The sequence below is a fragment of the Streptomyces sp. R11 genome (assembly GCF_041051905.1).
In the GTDB taxonomy this organism is placed as follows: domain Bacteria; phylum Actinomycetota; class Actinomycetes; order Streptomycetales; family Streptomycetaceae; genus Streptomyces.
Genome location: NZ_CP163432.1, coordinates 9,149,680 through 9,166,152 on the forward strand (window position 1 = coordinate 9,149,680; position 16,473 = coordinate 9,166,152).

Sequence of the window (16,473 nt, forward strand, 5' to 3'; positions counted from 1 at the left end):
AATGGGGTTCGTCGGCTGCGAGAGCGGCTCAGGTGAAACGGGGGATGCAGTCCGGGCAGACGGACAGCGTCCGGTCGGGGGCACTGGACCGCTGGATGTGGCCCACGGAGATGGGGGCGTCTGTCCAGCGGTTGCACCTGCAGCAGAGGTCGGCATTCATCTGTCCGGAGTCTCCTGCTCTTGAACGAGGTTGGCGTCGTGGGGCGTTGGCGCTCGTGCTGGGGAGGGGCAACTGCCGCTCTGTGCTCAATACCGGCTCCAGAGGAATGGGGGGTGGGAAGGCGGAAAGGGGCCGGCGCGGCCGATGGTCAGCCCTTGTTGGCGCCGAGGGTCAGACCGCTGACGAACTGGCGCTGGAGCGCGAAGTACACGATCAGGGTCGGGATCGCGGTGAGCAGGGCGCCGGCGGCGATCAGGTTGGGGTCGGTGAAGTACTGGCCGGAGAGGTTGTTCAGGGCCGAGGTGATCGGCATGTTCTCGCCGGTCGAGATCAGGACGATGGCCCAGAAGAAGTCGTTGTAGATCCAAATGGACAGCAGGGTCGCGAGGGCCGCCATCGCCGGCTTGCACAGCGGCAGCGTGATCTGCCAGTACAGCCGCCACACCGAGGCGCCGTCGACCAGCGCGGCCTCGGTGAGCTCGTGCGGAAGTGAACGCATGAAGTTGCTGAGTACGAAGGCGCAGAACCCCGACTGGAACGCGACATGGATGAGGACCAGGCCGAGGGCGGAGTCGTAGAGCTTGCCGGACATGGTGATGCCGGGCAGGTCGATGAGCAGGTACATCCGGTACAGCGGGGTGATGATGACCTGCTGCGGTAGCAGGTTGCCCGCCGTGAAGACCAGCAGCAGGAAGAGGTTGAGGCGGAAGTCGAAGCGGCTGACGTAGAAGGCGACCATCGACGACAGGAACAGCGTCACCAGCACGGCGGGCACCGCGATGAGCAGCGTGTTGCCGAAGTAGTGCATCATGGCCGACTGCTGGAAGGCGTTGGTGAAGTTGTCGAGGCTCAGTTTGTCGGGCCAGGACACGTAACCCTTCTCACTGGTCTCGCCGTACGGGCGCAGGGCCGCGAGGATCGCCCAGAGCAGCGGAGCGAGCCAGGCCAGTGCGGTGCCGACGAGGAAGACGTGCAGCAGGATCCGGGCCGGGCGCAGGGGGGTGCGCTGCTTGCTCAGCGCGGCGGTGAAGGCGCTCACGATCGCCGCTCCTTCCGGAAGGTGGCCACCAGGTACGGGATGATCACGGCGAGCGAGATCACCAGCAGGACGACGGCGATCGCGGAGCCGTATCCGATGCGGCTGGACTCGCCGATGATGTTGTTGGTCACGAGGATCGAGAGCAGCTCGGTGCCTTCGGCGCCCTTGTTGAAGACGAAGACCAGGTCGAAGGCGCGCAGGGCCTCGATGATGGTGACGACCAGCACGATGGTGTTGGTGGGTCGCAGTGTGGGGAAGATGACGTTCCTGAACGTCTGCCACTCGTTCGCGCCATCGATCGCGGACGCCTCCCGCAGCGAGGGGTTGACGCCCTTCAGGCCCGCTAGATAGAGGATCATCAGGTAGCCGGTATGCCGCCAGCAGGCGGCGACAAGCACGGCCCAGAGGTTCAGGTCGGGGTCGCCGATCCAGTCGATGTAGTGGCCGGGCTTGTTGGCGCCGATGAGGCTGTTGATCAGGCCGGTGTCGGGGTTGTAGACGAGCTGCCAGACGAAGCCGATGACGGCGAAGGACATCACGACGGGCAGGAAGAACGCCGTCTGGTAGACCCTGCTGAAGCGGATCTTCTTGTCCAGCTGTACCGCCAGGAACATCCCCAGCGGCATGGGTAGGAGGATCAGAACGGCGAGCCAGATGACGTTGTGCTGGACAGCGGGCCAGAACTGCGGGTTGTTGGAGAACAGTTCCTTGAAGTTCTGCAGCCCGACCCACTGGATCGAGTCGAAGCCGATGCCGTCCCAGGTGGTGAAGGCCAGCCCGATCGAAGCTAGCGCCGTGACCCACACCAGGGCGATGTGCAGGACGGTCGGCAGGCCGGCCATGAGCCACAGCGTGAGCCGGTCGCGGCGGGTCAACAGCCGTCGGTGCCCCTGTCGCACCCGCTCGCTCCTCCCCTTTGCCGACAGTGTCTCCGGGGGCCCCGGGGGCGGGGGCATGGGATTGGTCGCCCCCGGGGTGCTGGTAAGTCCGGTCCCGGTACCGGTGTTCCGCGTGACAGTCATGAGGAAGCGAAGATCGTCTTTTTCTGGCGCTCGATCGACGAGAGCAGGCTGTCGATTCCCTTCGGATCGCGGATGAACTTCTGCAGCGCGGGCTGCATCACCGTGGAGGTGAAGTCGGGGCGGCTGTCGCGGTCCATGAACTGTGTCAGGCTCTTCGCGCCCGAGATCATCTCGTACGCCTTCTTCTGCAGCGGGCTGTACGAGGAGGTGTCGGCCTTGGTGGAGGCGGCGACGACGCTCGGGTCGGACTTGAGGTAGATCTCCTCGGCGGCCGGGGAGCCCAGGTACTCCAGGAGCTTGACGGCACCGGCCTTGTTCTTCGGGGCCTTGCTGAGCATGAAACCGTCGGTCGGCGCCTCGACGGTGTTCTGCCCGTACGCAGGGTCGATCTCCGGGAAGGCGAAGAAGTCCAGGTCGTCCAGGTCGGCCGGGTTGGTGAACTGCTGGGCCACGAAGGTGCCCAGCAGGTACATGCCGGCCTTCTTCGAGGCCAGAGTCTGGGCGGCGTCCTGCCAGGTACGGCCGACGGCGCCGTCCTGGTGGTAGGGGAGGAGCTCGGTCCACAGGTCGAAGGTCTTGCGCACCTTGGCGTCGGTCCAGGAGGCATTGCCGGCCATCAGCTCGACGTGGAAGTCGTAGCCGTTGGCACGGAAGTTGATCTGATCGAAGGTGCCCATCGCGGGCCAGGCGTCCTTGTCGCCGAAGGCGATCGGGACGAGCCCGTCCTTCTTCATCTGCTTGCACAGCGCGACCAACTGGTCCCAGGTGGTGGGAACTTCGTAGCCGTACTGCTTGAAGACGCTCTTCCGGTAGAAGAGGGCCCAGGGGTACGTGTACAGCGGGACGAAATAGTGGTTGCCGTCCTCACTCTGGCTGAGCACCTTCATCGCGACGGAGAAGTTGTCCCCGATGGTCTTCCACACGTCATCGATCGGCGTGGCCAGTCCCTTGCCCGCGAAGAACTGCATGCGGTAGCCGGCGAACCAGTGGAACACGTCGTCCGGCGTGCCCTGCAGATACGAGTTGATCTGCTCCTGGAACGTGTTGTGGTCCTTGGTGTTCACGTCGACCGTGACCCCGGACTTCTTCTTGTAGGCCGCGTAGATGTCCGCGAACGCCTTCTTCGGCACCGCGTCCGACGCGTTGGAACCGACCGACACGGTCTTCGGGTCACTCGCCGTGCCGCTGCCGCCGCAGGCGCTCAGCAAGGGGATGCCGGCGCCTAGCGCAACGGCCCCGCCCATCCCTCGCAGCAGCGTGCGGCGGTCGGGGCCGGGAGAGGAGAGACCGGAGGAAGAGAGTTGCATGACGACTCCTGGGGCAGGGCAGCGGCCATCGAGGCCAGGCCGCAAGGACACACGATCGATCAGAAGTGAACGAGACCGAACAGTAGGCCCATGAGATCCGTTCGGCCTGCCGAACGTCAAGAGTCGCGCGCGACCTTTATTTGACCCCTGCGAAAACCGACGACCTGGGGAAATCGCTTTCTCCTGGCGCCCGTTGACGGATTCCCGCAGGACCGACGCGATGGGTGCGCTCCCATGGCGCGAGTGTGTCTGGTCCGCACATCGAGCACACCTGGCGCCATTTGAGCCATTTCACGCCGAGCCGCAAGTGCAGTAGCCCCACTCCAGACAGGGACGTCAGCATGTCGGCAAATGAGCAGCAACTGGGAACGTCAACCACTCCGGAAAGCCGTCGCAGGCCCGGCCTCCGTCCGCAGGCAGGCCGGGTGGACGGCGGCGGCCCTCCGTACGGCCTTGGATGCCGAGCCCGCGCATCCGGCAGCTCATTGGACGAGTTCGCCATGCCCTGATGCTGGCGGGCTTCCATGTCGTCGATGAGGCAGACGACACCACGCAAGGGCTGAGGGTGAGCGAGGCACCGACCGGTGTGCTGGTGAGCTGGACGATGTCGCACGGCTTTATCGCGCTGGCGGCCGATCAGGCTGGGGCGTCCAGCGACGGGATGCGGGTGGTGGTGCAAGCCGCGGTGGCGGACCTGCTGGTCCAGTGCGGGCACCCAGTGGTCGAGACACTGGAGGGGAACGGAATCGTGGTGCTGGCGGAGGAATCAGCGGCCGATGCGTGACCCGGCTGTGGGTGCCAGTCGCCGGATCCCGCCGACAGGGAAGGACCCTTCGACCTCCCCAGGCTTCATGGCCCTTCCCCGGTCGGCTCCAGATGGCTACCCGTCCGCCCGGGTCTCACGCTGTCACAGCTGACGGCCAGCGATATCCCCGACGGGGTCGTCGGCCAGCACGATCGCCGCGGTGATCCGTTTGCCCACCGGCTCGCGGTGGATGGCGAAGCTCTGACCGACCGCCATAACGATCTCCAGCCCATGCTGGCCGATCCGGGTCGGGTCAGGCGCGAGGACCACCGGCGGGGTCGGGTTGCTGTCCCACACGGTCACCTCGATGGCACCGCCGCTGATCTCCAGGGTGAGCAGGCACGGTCCGGGCGCGTACTTCCGTGCGTTGGTGACCAGCTCACTGACGACGAGCTGCACCATACCCATCGCCCGTCCGGACACCGGCAGCCCGTGCACGGCCTGCACATCAGTGAGGAAGGTGCGGGCCAGGTCGCGGGCCACGGCGATGTCCTCGCTGCCCTCGAACGCGCCGGACACCGAGAGGACGTCCCCTATCAGTGATTGATCGTCCTCGCTGCCTACTGTCCGTTCCATGCCGACCCACCCCCCGCCCCGTGCCCACACCTGCTTCGCTCGTTTACCCCCGAACCTTCACATCAAGCCGGTCAAGCACGAAGTATGAGTCACGCTCGCGCGTGCGTGACGGCGGCAGTACGGCGGGCGGCCCAACTCCGGCCGGGGCAGAACAAAGGCCCAGGTCAGGGAGGTGTGGGTCGGGGATTTGTGCCGGGGGCAGCCTCTGTGGCGGGTAGAGAGTCGTGTTGGTTGCGGCAGAGGAACTTTCCCTGATGCGCGGTGTGTGGGCGGATGGCCAGGGAAGGCGTTCGACATGCGTTCTTCTCAGCGCCGGCATGGCCGGGCCGAATCCGCGATTCCTGAGAGTGGCCAGGCAAGGCTGATTGCGGGCGAGGCCCGTTGCGCGCCGGATACGGGTGCGGCGCTCCAGCGGGAGAAGGAAGAGCTCGAAAACGCGATGGAGCCGGCCGGTCATCGACATGGCCCGCGGTGTGCTGATGGTGACCTTCACCTGTTCGCCGGAGGACGCATGGGAGGTCCTGGTGACCGTCTCCCAGCATGCGAACGTCAAACTCCGGGAGGTCGCGCAGGCCATCACAGCGGCCGCGGCCGGAGAGCCAATGCCAGCAGCGCTGCCGGAACACCTCGCATCGGCCGTGCAGACTCGCCGGACGCCGCCTGACGGGATCGACAGAGGGGCCGTCGGCTTAAACGCTGAGTGCCCACCGTACGACCGACAGTGAGAGTTCACGGGCTGTGGTTCCACAGCGACTGGACCGGTGGTCCCGCGCAGTACAAGCACGGGCCGTAGAGGGTGCAGGCAACCCATCCCCGGTGCGGCAGAGCGACGCTGGGGCAGTGAACGCCGCGCGAGCCGGTAGACGGTGTTCCTGCGGCGCAGCAGCAGGCTGGCGAGCAGGGAGGCGACCAGGACGGCGGCTTTGACGTGCTCGCCGACGGCTGTGCCGGGGAAGGCGAGTTCACCGATGAGCAGGGCGACGGTGAACCCGATGCCGGCCGGTGTCGCCAGGCCGAAGACATCGGCCCAGGCCAGGTCCGGGTTGAGCCAGGCTCGGGTGAAGCGGGTGGCCAGGTAGGTGCCGGCGAAGATCCCGAGTACCTTGCCCGCGACCAGGCCGACGATCACCCCGAGGGGCTCGGGGGTGGTGAACACCTTGCCCAGCGCGCCGCCGGAGATGCCGACCCCGGCGGCGAACAGCGCGAACAGCGGCACACACAGGCCGGCGGAGAGCGGGCGCAGCAGATGCCCGGTGCGCGCGCCGGGCGATTTCTGTTCGCCCTGGTCGCGGGTGGTGCGCAGGGTCAGGCCCATGGCGACCCCGGCGACGGTGGCGTGGACGCCGCCGTTGTACATCAGGGCCCAGATCACCACTCCGAGCGGCAGGTACCACCACCAGCCGCGCACCCGCAGCCGCTGCAGTACGTAGAAGACGGCCAGTCCGGCGAACGCTCCGGCCAGCGCCCAGTAGTTGAGGTCGGAGGTGAAGAAGACGGCGATGATCAGGATCGCGCCGAGGTCGTGGACGACTGCGAGGGTCAGCAGGAAGGCCCGCAGGGCGGTCGGCAGGTGGGTGGAGATGACCGCCAGGACCGCCAGGACGAAGGCGATGTCGGTGGCCATCGGCACCGCCCAGCCGTCCATGCTGCCCCCGCGGGCCGCGACGGTGACCGCGTAGAGGGCCGCGGGGATCGCCATGCCGCACGCGGCGGCGATGACCGGCAGCGCCGCGGTGGTTGGGGTGCGCAGCGGGCCGACCACCAGTTCCCGTTTCAGCTCGATGCCGGTGACCAGGAAGAAGACGGTCAGTAGTCCTTCGGAGGTCCAGTGGCCGACCGACAGGTCCAGTCCCAGCGCGGGTACCCCGAAGTTGGGGGCGGCGCCGATGCATGGCGTGTCTCAGCACCCGAAGACGGCTCTTGCATTGGCGACGGTGTTAAACACCCGAAGAATCTGATCCATCCCGGTCATCTGAAGGACCCGCCGCAGATGCTCGGGCACACACGCCAGCACCAGCACGACCCCGCTCGGTTCCGCCTGCTTCCACGCTCCGATCAGCAGGCTCAGCCCCGCTGAGTCGCAGAACGAAACGCCGGACAAGTCCAGCACGATGAAGCGGCCAGCCCGCGCGATCAGCTCCTTGAACTGCGGGCGAAGCACCGGCTCGGTCACGAAGTCCATCTCGCCGCTGACCCTCGCGACCAGACAGTGGCCGACGGCAAACGTCTCGACCGACGGATCACTCACAGTGCTCTCCCATCCCTCTGGTCGGGAGACCTCGGCGGAATCTCGACAAGAGCCTGTCGGCCCCCTGCCTCGCCCCAGATGTCCTAGTCACCCTCCGGGGGACACGCGCGCGTCCACGGCCAGCCCGTCGCGTCGCTTGTGTCGGGTTAGGGCAGTGGCCAGGCCATCGGGACGTGATCGGCGCATATGCTCTGCCCGGACCACTGCACCAGCGTAGGTTTGCCGCACATGACGCCGTGCATCCACTCCCGCTGCCCGCTGGGCATCTCCACTTCGCGGGCGACCAGGCGCCGACACGTTTTCCCGTCCATAGCTGACCTCACCTTGCTCGCCCCCGCTCGCGTCGAGCGCTAGATCGCTAACCGTCACTCTGCCGTACGTCGACGGTAGCTCCACGCGCGTAGATATGAAGTAAGCCCGGGCGCGGGCCGGTCCTCACGGAGCTCGGCAGTTCGGCCCCGCGGGGGCCGGGCGCTGTACGACCCGCGCCCCGGTGACCCGGCCCGCTGGGACTGGGCGGCAACAGCCGCTGATCACCCGCACTCGGTCGGGTGAAGACACCGCATCGGCAGAACCCTCCTGGGACGCCCCGTGCAGTGCCGTACGTGAACCCGCTCAACGAGACGCCTGTGAGTCGGCCAAGCCTGGTCGTCGTCGACCTCGCGGCCGCCGACGACGCCAACGCGCTGGCCTTCCAGCAGCTTTTCCGGCCGCTGCTGGACACAACGTGGGCGTTCTCCGGCCCCGCAGCCCGCAGGACGCCCACGGGGCTCGATTCCGAACTCCGCCCGGACGAGTAGCCGGCGCGGAACTACTGTCCTGACCTCGGGCCTGAACAATTCTGGGCGTCGGTTGTAACGTTCGGTCCGCCGCACGCACTGAGGGGTATGAGTTATGACGACCTGCGTGCGCTGTTCCTCAACTGCACGCTGAAGAAGAGCCCGGAGCGCAGTCACACGCAGGGCCTGATCGACCTCAGCTCGCGGATCATGGAGAAGCAGGGCGTGTCCGTGGAGCACCTGCGGCCGATCGACCATGAGATCGCCACCGGGGTGTGGCCGGACATGACCGAGCACGGCTGGGAGCGCGACGCGTGGCCGTCGGTCTACCAGCAGGTGATGGCGGCCGACATCCTCGTCATCGCCGGGCCGATCTGGCTGGGTGACAACAGTTCGGTCGCCAAGCTGGTCATCGAGCGGCTCTACGCCTGCTCCGGCCTGCTCAACGACGCCGGTCAGTACGCCTACTACGGGCGGGTCGGCGGCTGCCTGATCACCGGCAACGAGGACGGCGCCAAGCACTGCGCCATGAACGTCCTGTACAGCCTTCAGCACCTGGGATACGTGATCCCGCCGCAGGCGGACGCGGGCTGGATCGGGGAGGCCGGGCCGGGTCCCTCCTACCTCGATCCGGGCTCTGGCGGCCCCACCAACGACTTCACCAACCGGAACACCACGTTCATGACGTGGAACCTGCTGCATCTGGCCCGGCTGCTCAAGGACGCCGACGGCGTTCCGGCGCACGGCAACCAGCGGTCGCAGTGGGACGCCGGGTGCCGGTTCGACTTCGAGAACCCGGAATACCGCTGACCCCGTAGGCGGCGGGTCCACAAGCCAGTGAGTCAGCACGCCAGTAAGTCACGTCCACAAGTCAGCTGTCAGCAAGTCAGCGTCAGCAACGAGAGGCCGAAAATGACCGTCGAGTCCACCGAGACCATCCCCACCTGCGCCTACCCGGGCTGTACCAATCCGCCCGAGCCGCACGCACACGGCGGGCAGGGTCCGGTGCCCCGCTACTGCGAGCACCCCGAGCACAACGCGCTCGGCGCGTTCCGGAAGTTCCGCGCCAAGCGGCAGCAGCGCAAGGAGGACAAGCGCGTGGCAGCCGAGGCCAAGAAGGCGGCCAAGGACGAGGCGAAGGGCCCCGAGGCGCCGGTGGCCGGGCAGTCCTGGCCCGCCGTCTCCGGACATGCGCCCGGGCAGGTCCCCGGCGCCGGGGTGGTGCCCCAGGAGCACGGGCAGGCCCCGGTCGCCGACGCGTCCGAGCAGGCGTCGGTGGAAGCCGTGACGGGTGAAATGGCGGCCATGGCGGCGATGCCGACCGCCGACGATGCCGCCCAGTCGCGCGACGCCCTCGCCACGCTCATCAAGCAGCTGGCCACCGATCTGCCCTCCTACATAGAGGAGTTGGCGATCATCACCGACTCGGCGGCGGCCGAGGCCCGGATCGAGACGGTCACCCGCGCCGCAGCGCAGCGCATCCTTGCCGCCGAGGAGCGCGCCACGCTCGCCGAGGAGGCGGCCGACATGGCCGTCACCGCGCTCGACACCGCGCAGACGAAGTTCGCCGAGGAGACCGCCGCGATCCGCGAGGCGACGGCCCGCCAGGTGGCGGACGCGGAGTTCGTGCGGGCCGAGCTGGAGCGCTACCGCGAGCGGGTCGGCATGCTCGAGGTCCGTCTCGACGCCGTCCGTGATGAGGCCGACGAGCTGCGCCGCGAGAGGGCGGCACACGCCCCCGAGCAGGAGCGGCCGCGTCCCGCCGACCACCAGTGCTGAACAGCCGTCAGCCCACGCGCAAGCGTTGATCCTGCGGTCCACGGCCGGTTCGGGCAGCGGCCCCGGACCGGCCCTTTCACCAGCAGAGAAAGAGAAACGGAAACCCTCATGTGCCGAAACAAGCGCCCCCTTCTGTGGATCACCACCGCGGTGGTCGTCGTCGCGGCGGCCGCCGGGCTCTACCTCTTCCAGCCCTGGCGGCTGTTCACCACGGACCGCGTGGATGAGGCGGCTCCCGTGGCCACCGGCCGGCAGAGTGCCGCGGCCAAGCCGTCGGCGACCGGCAGCTTCGTCTCGCACGAGCACGAGACCAGCGGCTCGGTGGAGGTCCTGAAGCTCGACGGCGGAAAGGCCACCCTGCGTCTGACAGACCTGCGCACCTCCGACGGCCCGGCCCTGCACGTGTGGCTCAGCGACCAGCCGGTCGAGCAGGACGGCGGCAGCAACCTCGACGACGGCAAGCACGTCGACCTCGGCGACCTCAAGGGCAACGAAGGCAACCAGAACTACGCCATCCCGGCGGGCACCGACCTGAACAAGTACTCCACGGTGACCATCTGGTGCGAGCGCTTCAGCGTGTCGTTCGGCGCGGCCGAACTGAAGCAGAGCGCCTGACGGAACAGACCGCACGGAAAAGCAGTGGGGCGGGGGGCATGCCACCCGCCCCACTAATCGTCTATCCCGCGCTGCGCAGCGGCAGCCGCTGTGTGATCAGGTTGAACAAGTCTGTCAGCGGCTTGCCGACGTCCTTACCGAACTCGGTGAGCCCGTAGGTGACTTGGGGCGGCGTTGTCGGCTCGACCTCCCGCCGGACCAGGCCGTCCTCGACCAGCGCGCGCAGGGTCTGAGCGAGCATCTTCTCGCTGACACCCTGGATACTGTCGCGCAACTCGTAGAACCGAAGGTCGTTGTTCCGCAAGGAGATCAGCACCCAGATGCCCCACCTGCTGGTCACGTGATCGACCACGCCGCGCGCGGGACAGTCGGTGTGAAACACCTCATACCGATTGCCCGCCTCGGCCTGTGTGAGCTGCGCGCCTTCCGTCATATCCGGAGCTTACCCCTGGGTATGTTCTTACGAAAAGTAAGCCCCGACTCCTAGCGTCAATTACCGCAGTGCACAACGGACTAGGAGCGGAACATGATCGTGGTGACCGGGGCTACCGGGAATGTGGGCCGGCCTCTGATGCGGGCTCTGACTGAGGCAGGCGAGCAGGTGGTAGCGGTGTCGCGGCATGCGGCGCGGGTGCCGGACGGGGTCCGACACGTGGCGGCCGACCTGGCCGAGCCGGCAGGTCTCACAGCCGCGTTGGACGGGGCGAAGGCACTGTTCCTCCTGCTGTCCGGCGACCTGCACGCCCCACAAGCCGGGCCGGGGGACATCATCGACCTGGCCGCCGCCAGTGGGGTCGGCCGGGTCGTCCTACTGTCTTCGCAGGGCGTGGCGACCAGGCCGCTCGGCCCGTCGCGGGTCGCGATGCGTGCGGTGGAGGACACGTTGCGGGAGTCCGGCTTGGACTGGGTCGTCCTGCGACCGGGCGGCTTCGCCTCCAACGCGTTGGCCTGGGCGGAGTCCGTCCGCACGCAGCGGACGGTCCGCGCACCCTTCGGCGACGTCGGGGTGCCGGTCATTGACCCGGCGGACATCGCCGAGGTCGCGGCAGCCTGTCTGCTGGACGATCGGCACACCGGTGGGGTGTACGAGCTCACCGGGCCGGAGGTGATCACACCGCGTCAGCAGGCGAAGGGCATCGCCGCCGCACTCGGCTCACCGCTGCGATTCCACGAACTCACCCGCGACGAGGCCAGGGCCGCGATGATCCAGTTCGTGCCGGCCGAGCTCGCCGAAGACACTCTGGACATCATCGCCGCCCCGAACCTGGCCGAACTGCGGATCAGCCCGGACGTGGAACGAGTCCTCGGCCGCGCCCCGCGCCCCTTCAACGACTGGGTCGCCCGCAACATCGCTGCTTTCCGCTGAGACATAACTCAGCTGAAGCGCCCGGGCAGCCTCGTGCGGCTGTGGCCGCACGAGGCGACCACCTGGGAAGTGCCGCCGTCACCGGTGCGCGACGAAGCGGGCCCACCGCGACGATGACGTCCGGGACGCCTCATGCATGTCGAACGACGCACCAACGACCCAGGCCACTAGGACACCAGGACGGGAATGAGCAGCGCCACGCAGGTGATGAGGCTCCACAGGGCGGGGGCCGCGCTCAGCGTCTGCTCGTGCCGCGCGGCCGCCCGGGCAGAGGCCGCCTCACTGCGGGTCAGGTGCCAGGGGCCGACCCGCTCCTCGAGCCGCTGGTACACCAGGCCGAGTACGGCGCCGTAGGCGAGGTGACCGACGAGGGAGGGGAACGACACGGCCAGCGCCGCAGCGCTCCACTGGGGGTCGGCCCCGAGCAGCACGGGAAGCAGCGTCAGATTGCCGAGGACCCACCAGAGGAAGCCGTACGAAACACCCCAGCCGATCCCCGAGGGCGCATCGAAGCTGCGTCGGCGGAAGAAGACCGCGTACGTGACGCCGATGACCTGGGAGATCAGCAGGTGGATGACGAGGCCCACGACCTCCGACTGCGAACCGACGAGGGCGGCGACAGTCGGCAGGAATCCCACGGCGACCATGACGCCGGTGAAGAGCACGCCGCCGGCCAGCCCGGCGATGACGCCGTGCCAGACCGAGATCACCCGCCCACCGGTGAGGCGTCCCTCCTGGGCGTGCCGTACGTCGTCGGAGAACACCGCCCGCGACAGGCCGCCCAGCCAGCCGCTGAGCAGGGACGTACCGGCACCGAGCAGCACGTATCCGGGCAGTGACTCAACGGCGGTGCGCACCGCGTCCGGCGTCCACTCGAGGCCGCGGCCGTCCAGCAGCGGCGAGACCGTGACGGCCGCGAGCCCCCACCACACGAAGCCGAAGGCGGCACCCCGGATCAGGGCGGGGCCGGAGCCCTCACGGGCGTCGCCGAGGACCACCGCATACGAGGCACCGACCGACAGCCCGACGAGCAGCCCCTTCCAGCCGAGCCCGAGCACCGGGGCGACGAGCAGCCCCGAGGCAGACGCGCGCACCAGGAGGCCGGGCCTGAACTCCCGCTCCGTGTGCACCAGCAGGGCGAGGACGGCGGCCGTGGCCGCCCCGTAGGCCAGGTGGCCGAACAGGCTGGGGACGAGCGCCTGCGCCGACGCCACGTCCCAGGCCACCGACCGGCCCAGCAGGAACGGCAGCAGGGTCAACGGCCCGAGGAACCACCACAGCACGCCGTACGCGAGTCCCCAGAACAGCAGCTCGCGCTGGCGTGCGACGAGGGCGCCGAAGACGGCCCCGATGACCGCTGCGATCAGCAGGTGGAGGGCGAAGCCCACGCCGGGCGCATCGGTTCTCACGATCGCCGCGACGGTGGGCAGGAACCCGATCTCCGCCATCACCCCGCCGAAGACCAGCCCTCCCGCGAGGCCGGCGAGGGCTCCGAGTCCGGCGTTGCGCACGACGCTCACGGCGTTAGGCATGACGGTCATCCTTGGTCGAGAGGGCGATGTCCCTGGGGAAGACCAGGTCGAGGGTCCAGTCGGCGAGCACCCGCAGCCGTTTCTCCACACTGGGCAGCTTGCTCAGGTAGACCGAGCGCCACAGGACCCAGGCGAGGAAGCCGGAGACCCGCCGCCCGCCGATCTCGCCGGCCGCTGTGCGGTGCCCCAGCGAGACCAGTACGCCGAGTCCGCCGAAGCGGAACGCGACGGGACGGCGCCCACGCAGGACCGCGGCGATGTTCTTCGCCACCGCCTTGCCCTCGCGGATCGCGTGCTGCGCGGTCGGTGGATGGAACCCGCCCGCCAGGTCCGGGATCCGTGCGCAGTCGCCCAGGGCCCACAGGCCGGGTATGCCGGGGACCTGCATGGTGGGTTGCACGGTGAGCGGCGGCGGCATGACCTGCTGCACGAGCGGGTTCGGCCGGTTGCCCGCCGTCCAGGCCAGGGTGCGGGTGGGGATGGTCTCGCCGGAGTCGAGCGTGATGTCCTCGGCGGTGGCCATGCTCACCCGGGCGCCGAGGCGGAACTCGATGCCGCGTCCGCCGAGTTTGCGCTGCGCGTAGCGGCCGAGCTGCGGCGACAGCTCCGGCAGCAGCCGATCCCCCGCGTGCACGATCACGAACCTGGGCCGCAGCCCGTGCAGCCGCGGATAGAAGTGGAGTACGTCATGGACGAGGTCGAACAGTTCGGCCACCAGCTCCGTCCCGGCGAAGCCGCCGCCCGCGATCACGAACGTCAGCAGCCTGGCCTGCTCGGCCGGGTCCGGTTCGAGGTCGGCCCGCTCCAGCGCGCCCAGCACCTGGTTGCGCAGCTTCGTGGCGTCCTCGACGGACTTCATCGCGAAGGCGTGCTCACCCACTCCCGGAAGGTCGAAGAAGTGCGGCACCGCACCGACCGCCAGGACCAGTTGGTCGTACGGCACGCGGAGCATCCCCTCCTTGCCTGCGCAGACATACGCGTTGCGGGTCTGCGTGTCGATCGAGGCCACCCGCCCGTGCAGGAACGAGGCATGGCCGAGCCCGGCGCGCACCGGGGCGCTCACGTGCCTGGCCTCCACCGTGCTGGAGGCGACGCCGACGAGGAGCGGGGTGAACAGCAGGAAGTTCGAGTCGCTGATCAGCGTCACGTGGGCGTCGAGCCCGCGGCCCAGGCGCCGGTCCAGTTCGCGCGCGGCGCCGACCCCGCCGAAGCCGCCACCGACGATCACCACATGGGGTTTGGCCCGCTGGGGCGCCGGCCGGGGCGGGAACCGGACCGACAGGGCGTGGAAGGAGAGCCCGGCGATCGCGCCGAGCAGCGCGGCGCCGACGAGTTCGGGGAAGTGCGAGACGGCCACCGTGATCGTCCACGACGGCTTCTGCCCCTCCAGCGCGGGGGCGAGGGTGAGCGTCCAGGTCACCCAGTCGAGCAGGCCGACGAGCAGACCGACGGAGAAGGCCGAGCCGGTGCTCTGCCGCTGGCCGCCGAAAAGGAGGCCGAGCACGGCTCCCAGCGCCACTGTGTGGGCGGCCCACGGCAGCCATGGAGGCTTGGTCACGACGGCCACGAGCGCGCCGCCGGGTAGTGCGGCGATGACGCCGAAGAAGAGTCGTCTGAGCAGAGTCATGCCGTTCCGTGCGGGCGGGCCGCACGAGCGTTACAACTCCCTTGGAGGCAAAGGCACCGAGCGAAGGCCTCGCCGACGAACTGCCGGTTACCCGGGGGTCAAGCCGTCACTGCCGTCACTGCCCCTGCCAGTTCCGGAAGGCGGAGAGCAGCTGCTGCCTGGCGTCCGACGAGATGTTGTCCGGGGTCAGTTCGCCGGTCGTGGCGATCGTCCGACGGAACTGGTCGAGATAGGCCTCGCACCCGGTGCATTCCGCCAAGTGCTCGATGAAGCGCCGCTCGTCATCCTCGCACAGGACGCCCTCGAGGAAGTCGGTCACCAGCTCAACGAAGTTAACGCAGTCCACGCTCGTTCCCTCCCGCCACGACGTCTTGGGCACCGGACAAGTAGTCCTCCAGCTTACGGCGCAGGAACGCCCTGGCCCGATGCAGGAGCACGCGTTGGTTTCCGGGTGAGATGTCCAGCAGGGAACAGACCTCCTCCGAGCCGTACCCCTCGACATCGCGAAGGGTGATCACCGTGCGCAGGCGGGGCGGGAGTTCCTCGAGCGCCTCCGCGATCACCTCGCGGACCTCGCCGCGCAGCACATGGTCCTCGGGAATGTGCAGATGCCGGGGCTGCTGCCCGACGGCCCAGTGGCCGGGGTACTGCTCGTCGGGGCCGCGGAACCGTGCGGCTTCCACCGTCGGCCCTTCCTCCTCCTCCGGCAGCAGGCTGGTGAAGGGGACGGTCCTGCTGTCCTTCGTACCGCGCGCCTTGGCCGTGTTGACCAGGATCCGGTACACCCAGGTCTTCAGGGACGAACGGCCCTCGAAGTCGCCGATCCCCCTGATGACCCCCAGCCAGGTATCCTGGACGGCCTCCTCCGCGGATGCCTTGGTCGACACGAAGGACATGGCCAGCCGGAGCATGCCGCCCGACCAGGTGTCCAGCACCAGGGCGAACGTCTCCTCGTCACCGTCACGCAGCCGCTGGACCAGGACCTCGTCCGGCGGCAGTTCGCGTGCGCCCGCCATTCGTCACTCCCCCTTGCCGGCCGTCAACTGGGAGGTCAGCTTAGGGCAGCCCAGCGATCGAGATCTCATGCCGGTGCCTTCGGTCATGTCCCGGTAAGGACCGTCACGGCCGTGGAGACCGGCCGTTACAGGTCCGTCACCCTCGCCGCAGGGTTTGGAAGGCGCCACGCAGCCGGTCGCGCGCTTCGCCGGACAGGGCCTGGGCAGGCGGGCTCTGAGGCAGCTCACCCAGCATCGTGAGGGTCTGCTTGAACTGGTCGAGACAGGTCTCGCAGTCGTCGCACCTCGTCAGGTGCGTGAGAAAGCGCAGCTCGGTCGGCTCGTCCATGGCGCCGTCGAGGAAGGCGGTCACCAGCTCGACGAACTCGTCGCAGTTCATGCCACCTGCCTGATCTCGCTCAGTGAACGGTCCATCGGAGTACCGAAGGGACACAGAACCAGATACCGGCCACGGCCGCAGCCGGGCGGCCTGATTCGAGCCGATCGGCGCGCGGCCCTGCGCCGGGCGGCTCCAGAGTGTCAGCGACCTGGTGGCTCTGATCGATCGGGAACACGCCGAGATCCCTGCCGATCCCTTGGATGGGGCCGTGGCATTGCTTGAG

At 68.4% G+C, this 16,473-nt stretch carries 18 protein-coding genes and 1 pseudogene; 7 read left to right on the top strand and 12 right to left on the bottom strand.

What is annotated here, in order from left to right:
* Nucleotides 1-308: 308 nt before the first annotated feature.
* The 3 genes from AB5J55_RS42230 to AB5J55_RS42240 are packed head-to-tail and all read right to left on the bottom strand — an operon-like array spanning nucleotide 309 to nucleotide 3,528.
* Entirely contained in the window at nucleotides 309-1,199 is an 891-nt protein-coding gene (locus tag AB5J55_RS42230) for a carbohydrate ABC transporter permease (protein WP_369275701.1), read from the bottom strand.
* Nucleotides 1,196-2,221, bottom strand: coding sequence for a carbohydrate ABC transporter permease (locus AB5J55_RS42235; protein WP_369275702.1), 1,026 nt, complete (start codon nucleotides 2,219-2,221; stop codon nucleotides 1,196-1,198). Before AB5J55_RS42235 ends, AB5J55_RS42230 begins: the two co-directional genes overlap by 4 nt.
* Nucleotides 2,218-3,528 (bottom strand): ABC transporter substrate-binding protein, encoded by a 1,311-nt coding sequence (locus AB5J55_RS42240; protein WP_369275703.1) that lies wholly within the window; start codon nucleotides 3,526-3,528, stop codon nucleotides 2,218-2,220. The genes AB5J55_RS42235 and AB5J55_RS42240 overlap by 4 nt, the downstream gene beginning before the upstream one ends.
* 508 nt (nucleotides 3,529-4,036) lie before the next feature.
* Here AB5J55_RS42240 and AB5J55_RS42245 point away from each other — a divergent pair.
* Nucleotides 4,037-4,312 carry a hypothetical protein gene (locus AB5J55_RS42245; RefSeq protein WP_369275704.1) on the top strand — a complete coding sequence of 92 codons (276 nt, stop codon included), beginning with the start codon at nucleotides 4,037-4,039 and terminating at the stop codon, nucleotides 4,310-4,312.
* Nucleotides 4,313-4,435: 123 nt separating this feature from the next.
* Here AB5J55_RS42245 and AB5J55_RS42250 read toward each other — a convergent pair whose 3' ends face one another.
* Complete coding sequence (locus tag AB5J55_RS42250) at nucleotides 4,436-4,909, bottom strand: ATP-binding protein (protein WP_369275705.1); 474 nt, start codon at nucleotides 4,907-4,909, stop codon at nucleotides 4,436-4,438.
* Nucleotides 4,910-5,388: 479 nt separating this feature from the next.
* Here AB5J55_RS42250 and AB5J55_RS42255 point away from each other — a divergent pair, with 479 nt between their 5' ends.
* A complete protein-coding gene (locus tag AB5J55_RS42255; RefSeq protein ID WP_369275706.1) occupies nucleotides 5,389-5,634 on the top strand; it encodes an ANTAR domain-containing protein in 246 nt (81 codons plus the stop codon).
* 131 nt (nucleotides 5,635-5,765) lie between these two features.
* Here the strand turns inward: AB5J55_RS42255 and nhaA are convergent.
* Together nhaA and AB5J55_RS42265 are read right to left on the bottom strand one after the other, a co-directional pair.
* Nucleotides 5,766-6,782, bottom strand: a pseudogene (nhaA, locus tag AB5J55_RS42260) (Na+/H+ antiporter NhaA); the annotation flags it as partial.
* A gap of 27 nt (nucleotides 6,783-6,809) precedes the next feature.
* Nucleotides 6,810-7,157, bottom strand: a complete 348-nt coding sequence (locus AB5J55_RS42265; RefSeq protein WP_369275707.1) for an STAS domain-containing protein — start codon at nucleotides 7,155-7,157, stop codon at nucleotides 6,810-6,812.
* Nucleotides 7,158-7,762: 605 nt separating this feature from the next.
* Here AB5J55_RS42265 and AB5J55_RS42270 point away from each other — a divergent pair.
* The 4 genes from AB5J55_RS42270 (at nucleotide 7,763) to AB5J55_RS42285 (ending at nucleotide 10,330) form a co-directional block, all read left to right on the top strand.
* Entirely contained in the window at nucleotides 7,763-7,957 is a 195-nt protein-coding gene (locus tag AB5J55_RS42270; protein ID WP_369275708.1) for a DUF6207 family protein, read from the top strand.
* Nucleotides 7,958-8,044: 87 nt separating this feature from the next.
* Nucleotides 8,045-8,746: a flavodoxin family protein gene (locus tag AB5J55_RS42275; RefSeq protein WP_369275709.1), complete on the top strand. Its 702-nt coding sequence runs from the start codon at nucleotides 8,045-8,047 to the stop codon at nucleotides 8,744-8,746.
* 102 nt (nucleotides 8,747-8,848) lie between these two features.
* On the top strand, nucleotides 8,849-9,715 hold the full coding sequence (locus AB5J55_RS42280; RefSeq protein ID WP_369275710.1) for a hypothetical protein: 867 nt from the start codon (nucleotides 8,849-8,851) through the stop codon (nucleotides 9,713-9,715).
* A 108-nt stretch (nucleotides 9,716-9,823) separates the two neighbouring features.
* The gene (locus AB5J55_RS42285; protein WP_369275711.1) at nucleotides 9,824-10,330 is read left to right on the top strand and encodes a DM13 domain-containing protein; all 507 of its coding nucleotides are present in this window, start codon (nucleotides 9,824-9,826) and stop codon (nucleotides 10,328-10,330) included.
* A 61-nt stretch (nucleotides 10,331-10,391) separates the two neighbouring features.
* On the opposite strand, the gene AB5J55_RS42290 is transcribed toward AB5J55_RS42285, so the two are convergent.
* Entirely contained in the window at nucleotides 10,392-10,763 is a 372-nt protein-coding gene (locus AB5J55_RS42290; RefSeq protein ID WP_369275712.1) for a winged helix-turn-helix transcriptional regulator, read from the bottom strand.
* Between the two features lie 93 nt (nucleotides 10,764-10,856).
* On the opposite strand from AB5J55_RS42290, the gene AB5J55_RS42295 reads away from it, so the two are divergent.
* Nucleotides 10,857-11,696 carry an SDR family oxidoreductase gene (locus AB5J55_RS42295; protein ID WP_369275713.1) on the top strand — a complete coding sequence of 280 codons (840 nt, stop codon included), beginning with the start codon at nucleotides 10,857-10,859 and terminating at the stop codon, nucleotides 11,694-11,696.
* Between the two features lie 167 nt (nucleotides 11,697-11,863).
* Here the strand turns inward: AB5J55_RS42295 and AB5J55_RS42300 are convergent, their stop codons facing one another.
* The 5 genes from AB5J55_RS42300 to AB5J55_RS42320 form a co-directional block, all read right to left on the bottom strand.
* A complete protein-coding gene (locus tag AB5J55_RS42300) occupies nucleotides 11,864-13,228 on the bottom strand; it encodes a hypothetical protein (RefSeq protein WP_369275714.1) in 1,365 nt (454 codons plus the stop codon).
* Complete coding sequence (locus AB5J55_RS42305) at nucleotides 13,221-14,855, bottom strand: NAD(P)/FAD-dependent oxidoreductase (protein ID WP_369275715.1); 1,635 nt, start codon at nucleotides 14,853-14,855, stop codon at nucleotides 13,221-13,223. Before AB5J55_RS42305 ends, AB5J55_RS42300 begins: the two co-directional genes overlap by 8 nt.
* 115 nt (nucleotides 14,856-14,970) lie before the next feature.
* On the bottom strand, nucleotides 14,971-15,174 hold the full coding sequence (locus AB5J55_RS42310; protein ID WP_369275716.1) for a zf-HC2 domain-containing protein: 204 nt from the start codon (nucleotides 15,172-15,174) through the stop codon (nucleotides 14,971-14,973).
* 13 nt (nucleotides 15,175-15,187) lie between these two features.
* The gene (locus AB5J55_RS42315) at nucleotides 15,188-15,871 is read right to left on the bottom strand and encodes an RNA polymerase sigma factor (protein WP_369275717.1); all 684 of its coding nucleotides are present in this window, start codon (nucleotides 15,869-15,871) and stop codon (nucleotides 15,188-15,190) included.
* A gap of 136 nt (nucleotides 15,872-16,007) precedes the next feature.
* Nucleotides 16,008-16,250 carry an anti-sigma factor gene (locus AB5J55_RS42320; RefSeq protein WP_369275718.1) on the bottom strand — a complete coding sequence of 81 codons (243 nt, stop codon included), beginning with the start codon at nucleotides 16,248-16,250 and terminating at the stop codon, nucleotides 16,008-16,010.
* Between the last annotated feature and the right edge of the window lie 223 nt (nucleotides 16,251-16,473).

Coding starts and splice junctions, on each gene's coding strand:
- AB5J55_RS42235 (WP_369275702.1), bottom strand. CDS start 2,221: ATGACTGTCACGCGGAACACCGGTACCGGGACCGGACTTACCAGCACC.
- AB5J55_RS42240 (WP_369275703.1), bottom strand. CDS start 3,528: ATGCAACTCTCTTCCTCCGGTCTCTCCTCTCCCGGCCCCGACCGCCGC.
- AB5J55_RS42245 (WP_369275704.1), top strand. CDS start 4,037: ATGCTGGCGGGCTTCCATGTCGTCGATGAGGCAGACGACACCACGCAA.
- AB5J55_RS42250 (WP_369275705.1), bottom strand. CDS start 4,909: ATGGAACGGACAGTAGGCAGCGAGGACGATCAATCACTGATAGGGGAC.
- AB5J55_RS42255 (WP_369275706.1), top strand. CDS start 5,389: ATGGTGACCTTCACCTGTTCGCCGGAGGACGCATGGGAGGTCCTGGTG.
- AB5J55_RS42275 (WP_369275709.1), top strand. CDS start 8,045: ATGAGTTATGACGACCTGCGTGCGCTGTTCCTCAACTGCACGCTGAAG.
- AB5J55_RS42280 (WP_369275710.1), top strand. CDS start 8,849: ATGACCGTCGAGTCCACCGAGACCATCCCCACCTGCGCCTACCCGGGC.
- AB5J55_RS42285 (WP_369275711.1), top strand. CDS start 9,824: ATGTGCCGAAACAAGCGCCCCCTTCTGTGGATCACCACCGCGGTGGTC.
- AB5J55_RS42290 (WP_369275712.1), bottom strand. CDS start 10,763: ATGACGGAAGGCGCGCAGCTCACACAGGCCGAGGCGGGCAATCGGTAT.
- AB5J55_RS42295 (WP_369275713.1), top strand. CDS start 10,857: ATGATCGTGGTGACCGGGGCTACCGGGAATGTGGGCCGGCCTCTGATG.
- AB5J55_RS42300 (WP_369275714.1), bottom strand. CDS start 13,228: ATGCCTAACGCCGTGAGCGTCGTGCGCAACGCCGGACTCGGAGCCCTC.
- AB5J55_RS42305 (WP_369275715.1), bottom strand. CDS start 14,855: ATGACTCTGCTCAGACGACTCTTCTTCGGCGTCATCGCCGCACTACCC.
- AB5J55_RS42315 (WP_369275717.1), bottom strand. CDS start 15,871: ATGGCGGGCGCACGCGAACTGCCGCCGGACGAGGTCCTGGTCCAGCGG.
- AB5J55_RS42320 (WP_369275718.1), bottom strand. CDS start 16,250: ATGAACTGCGACGAGTTCGTCGAGCTGGTGACCGCCTTCCTCGACGGC.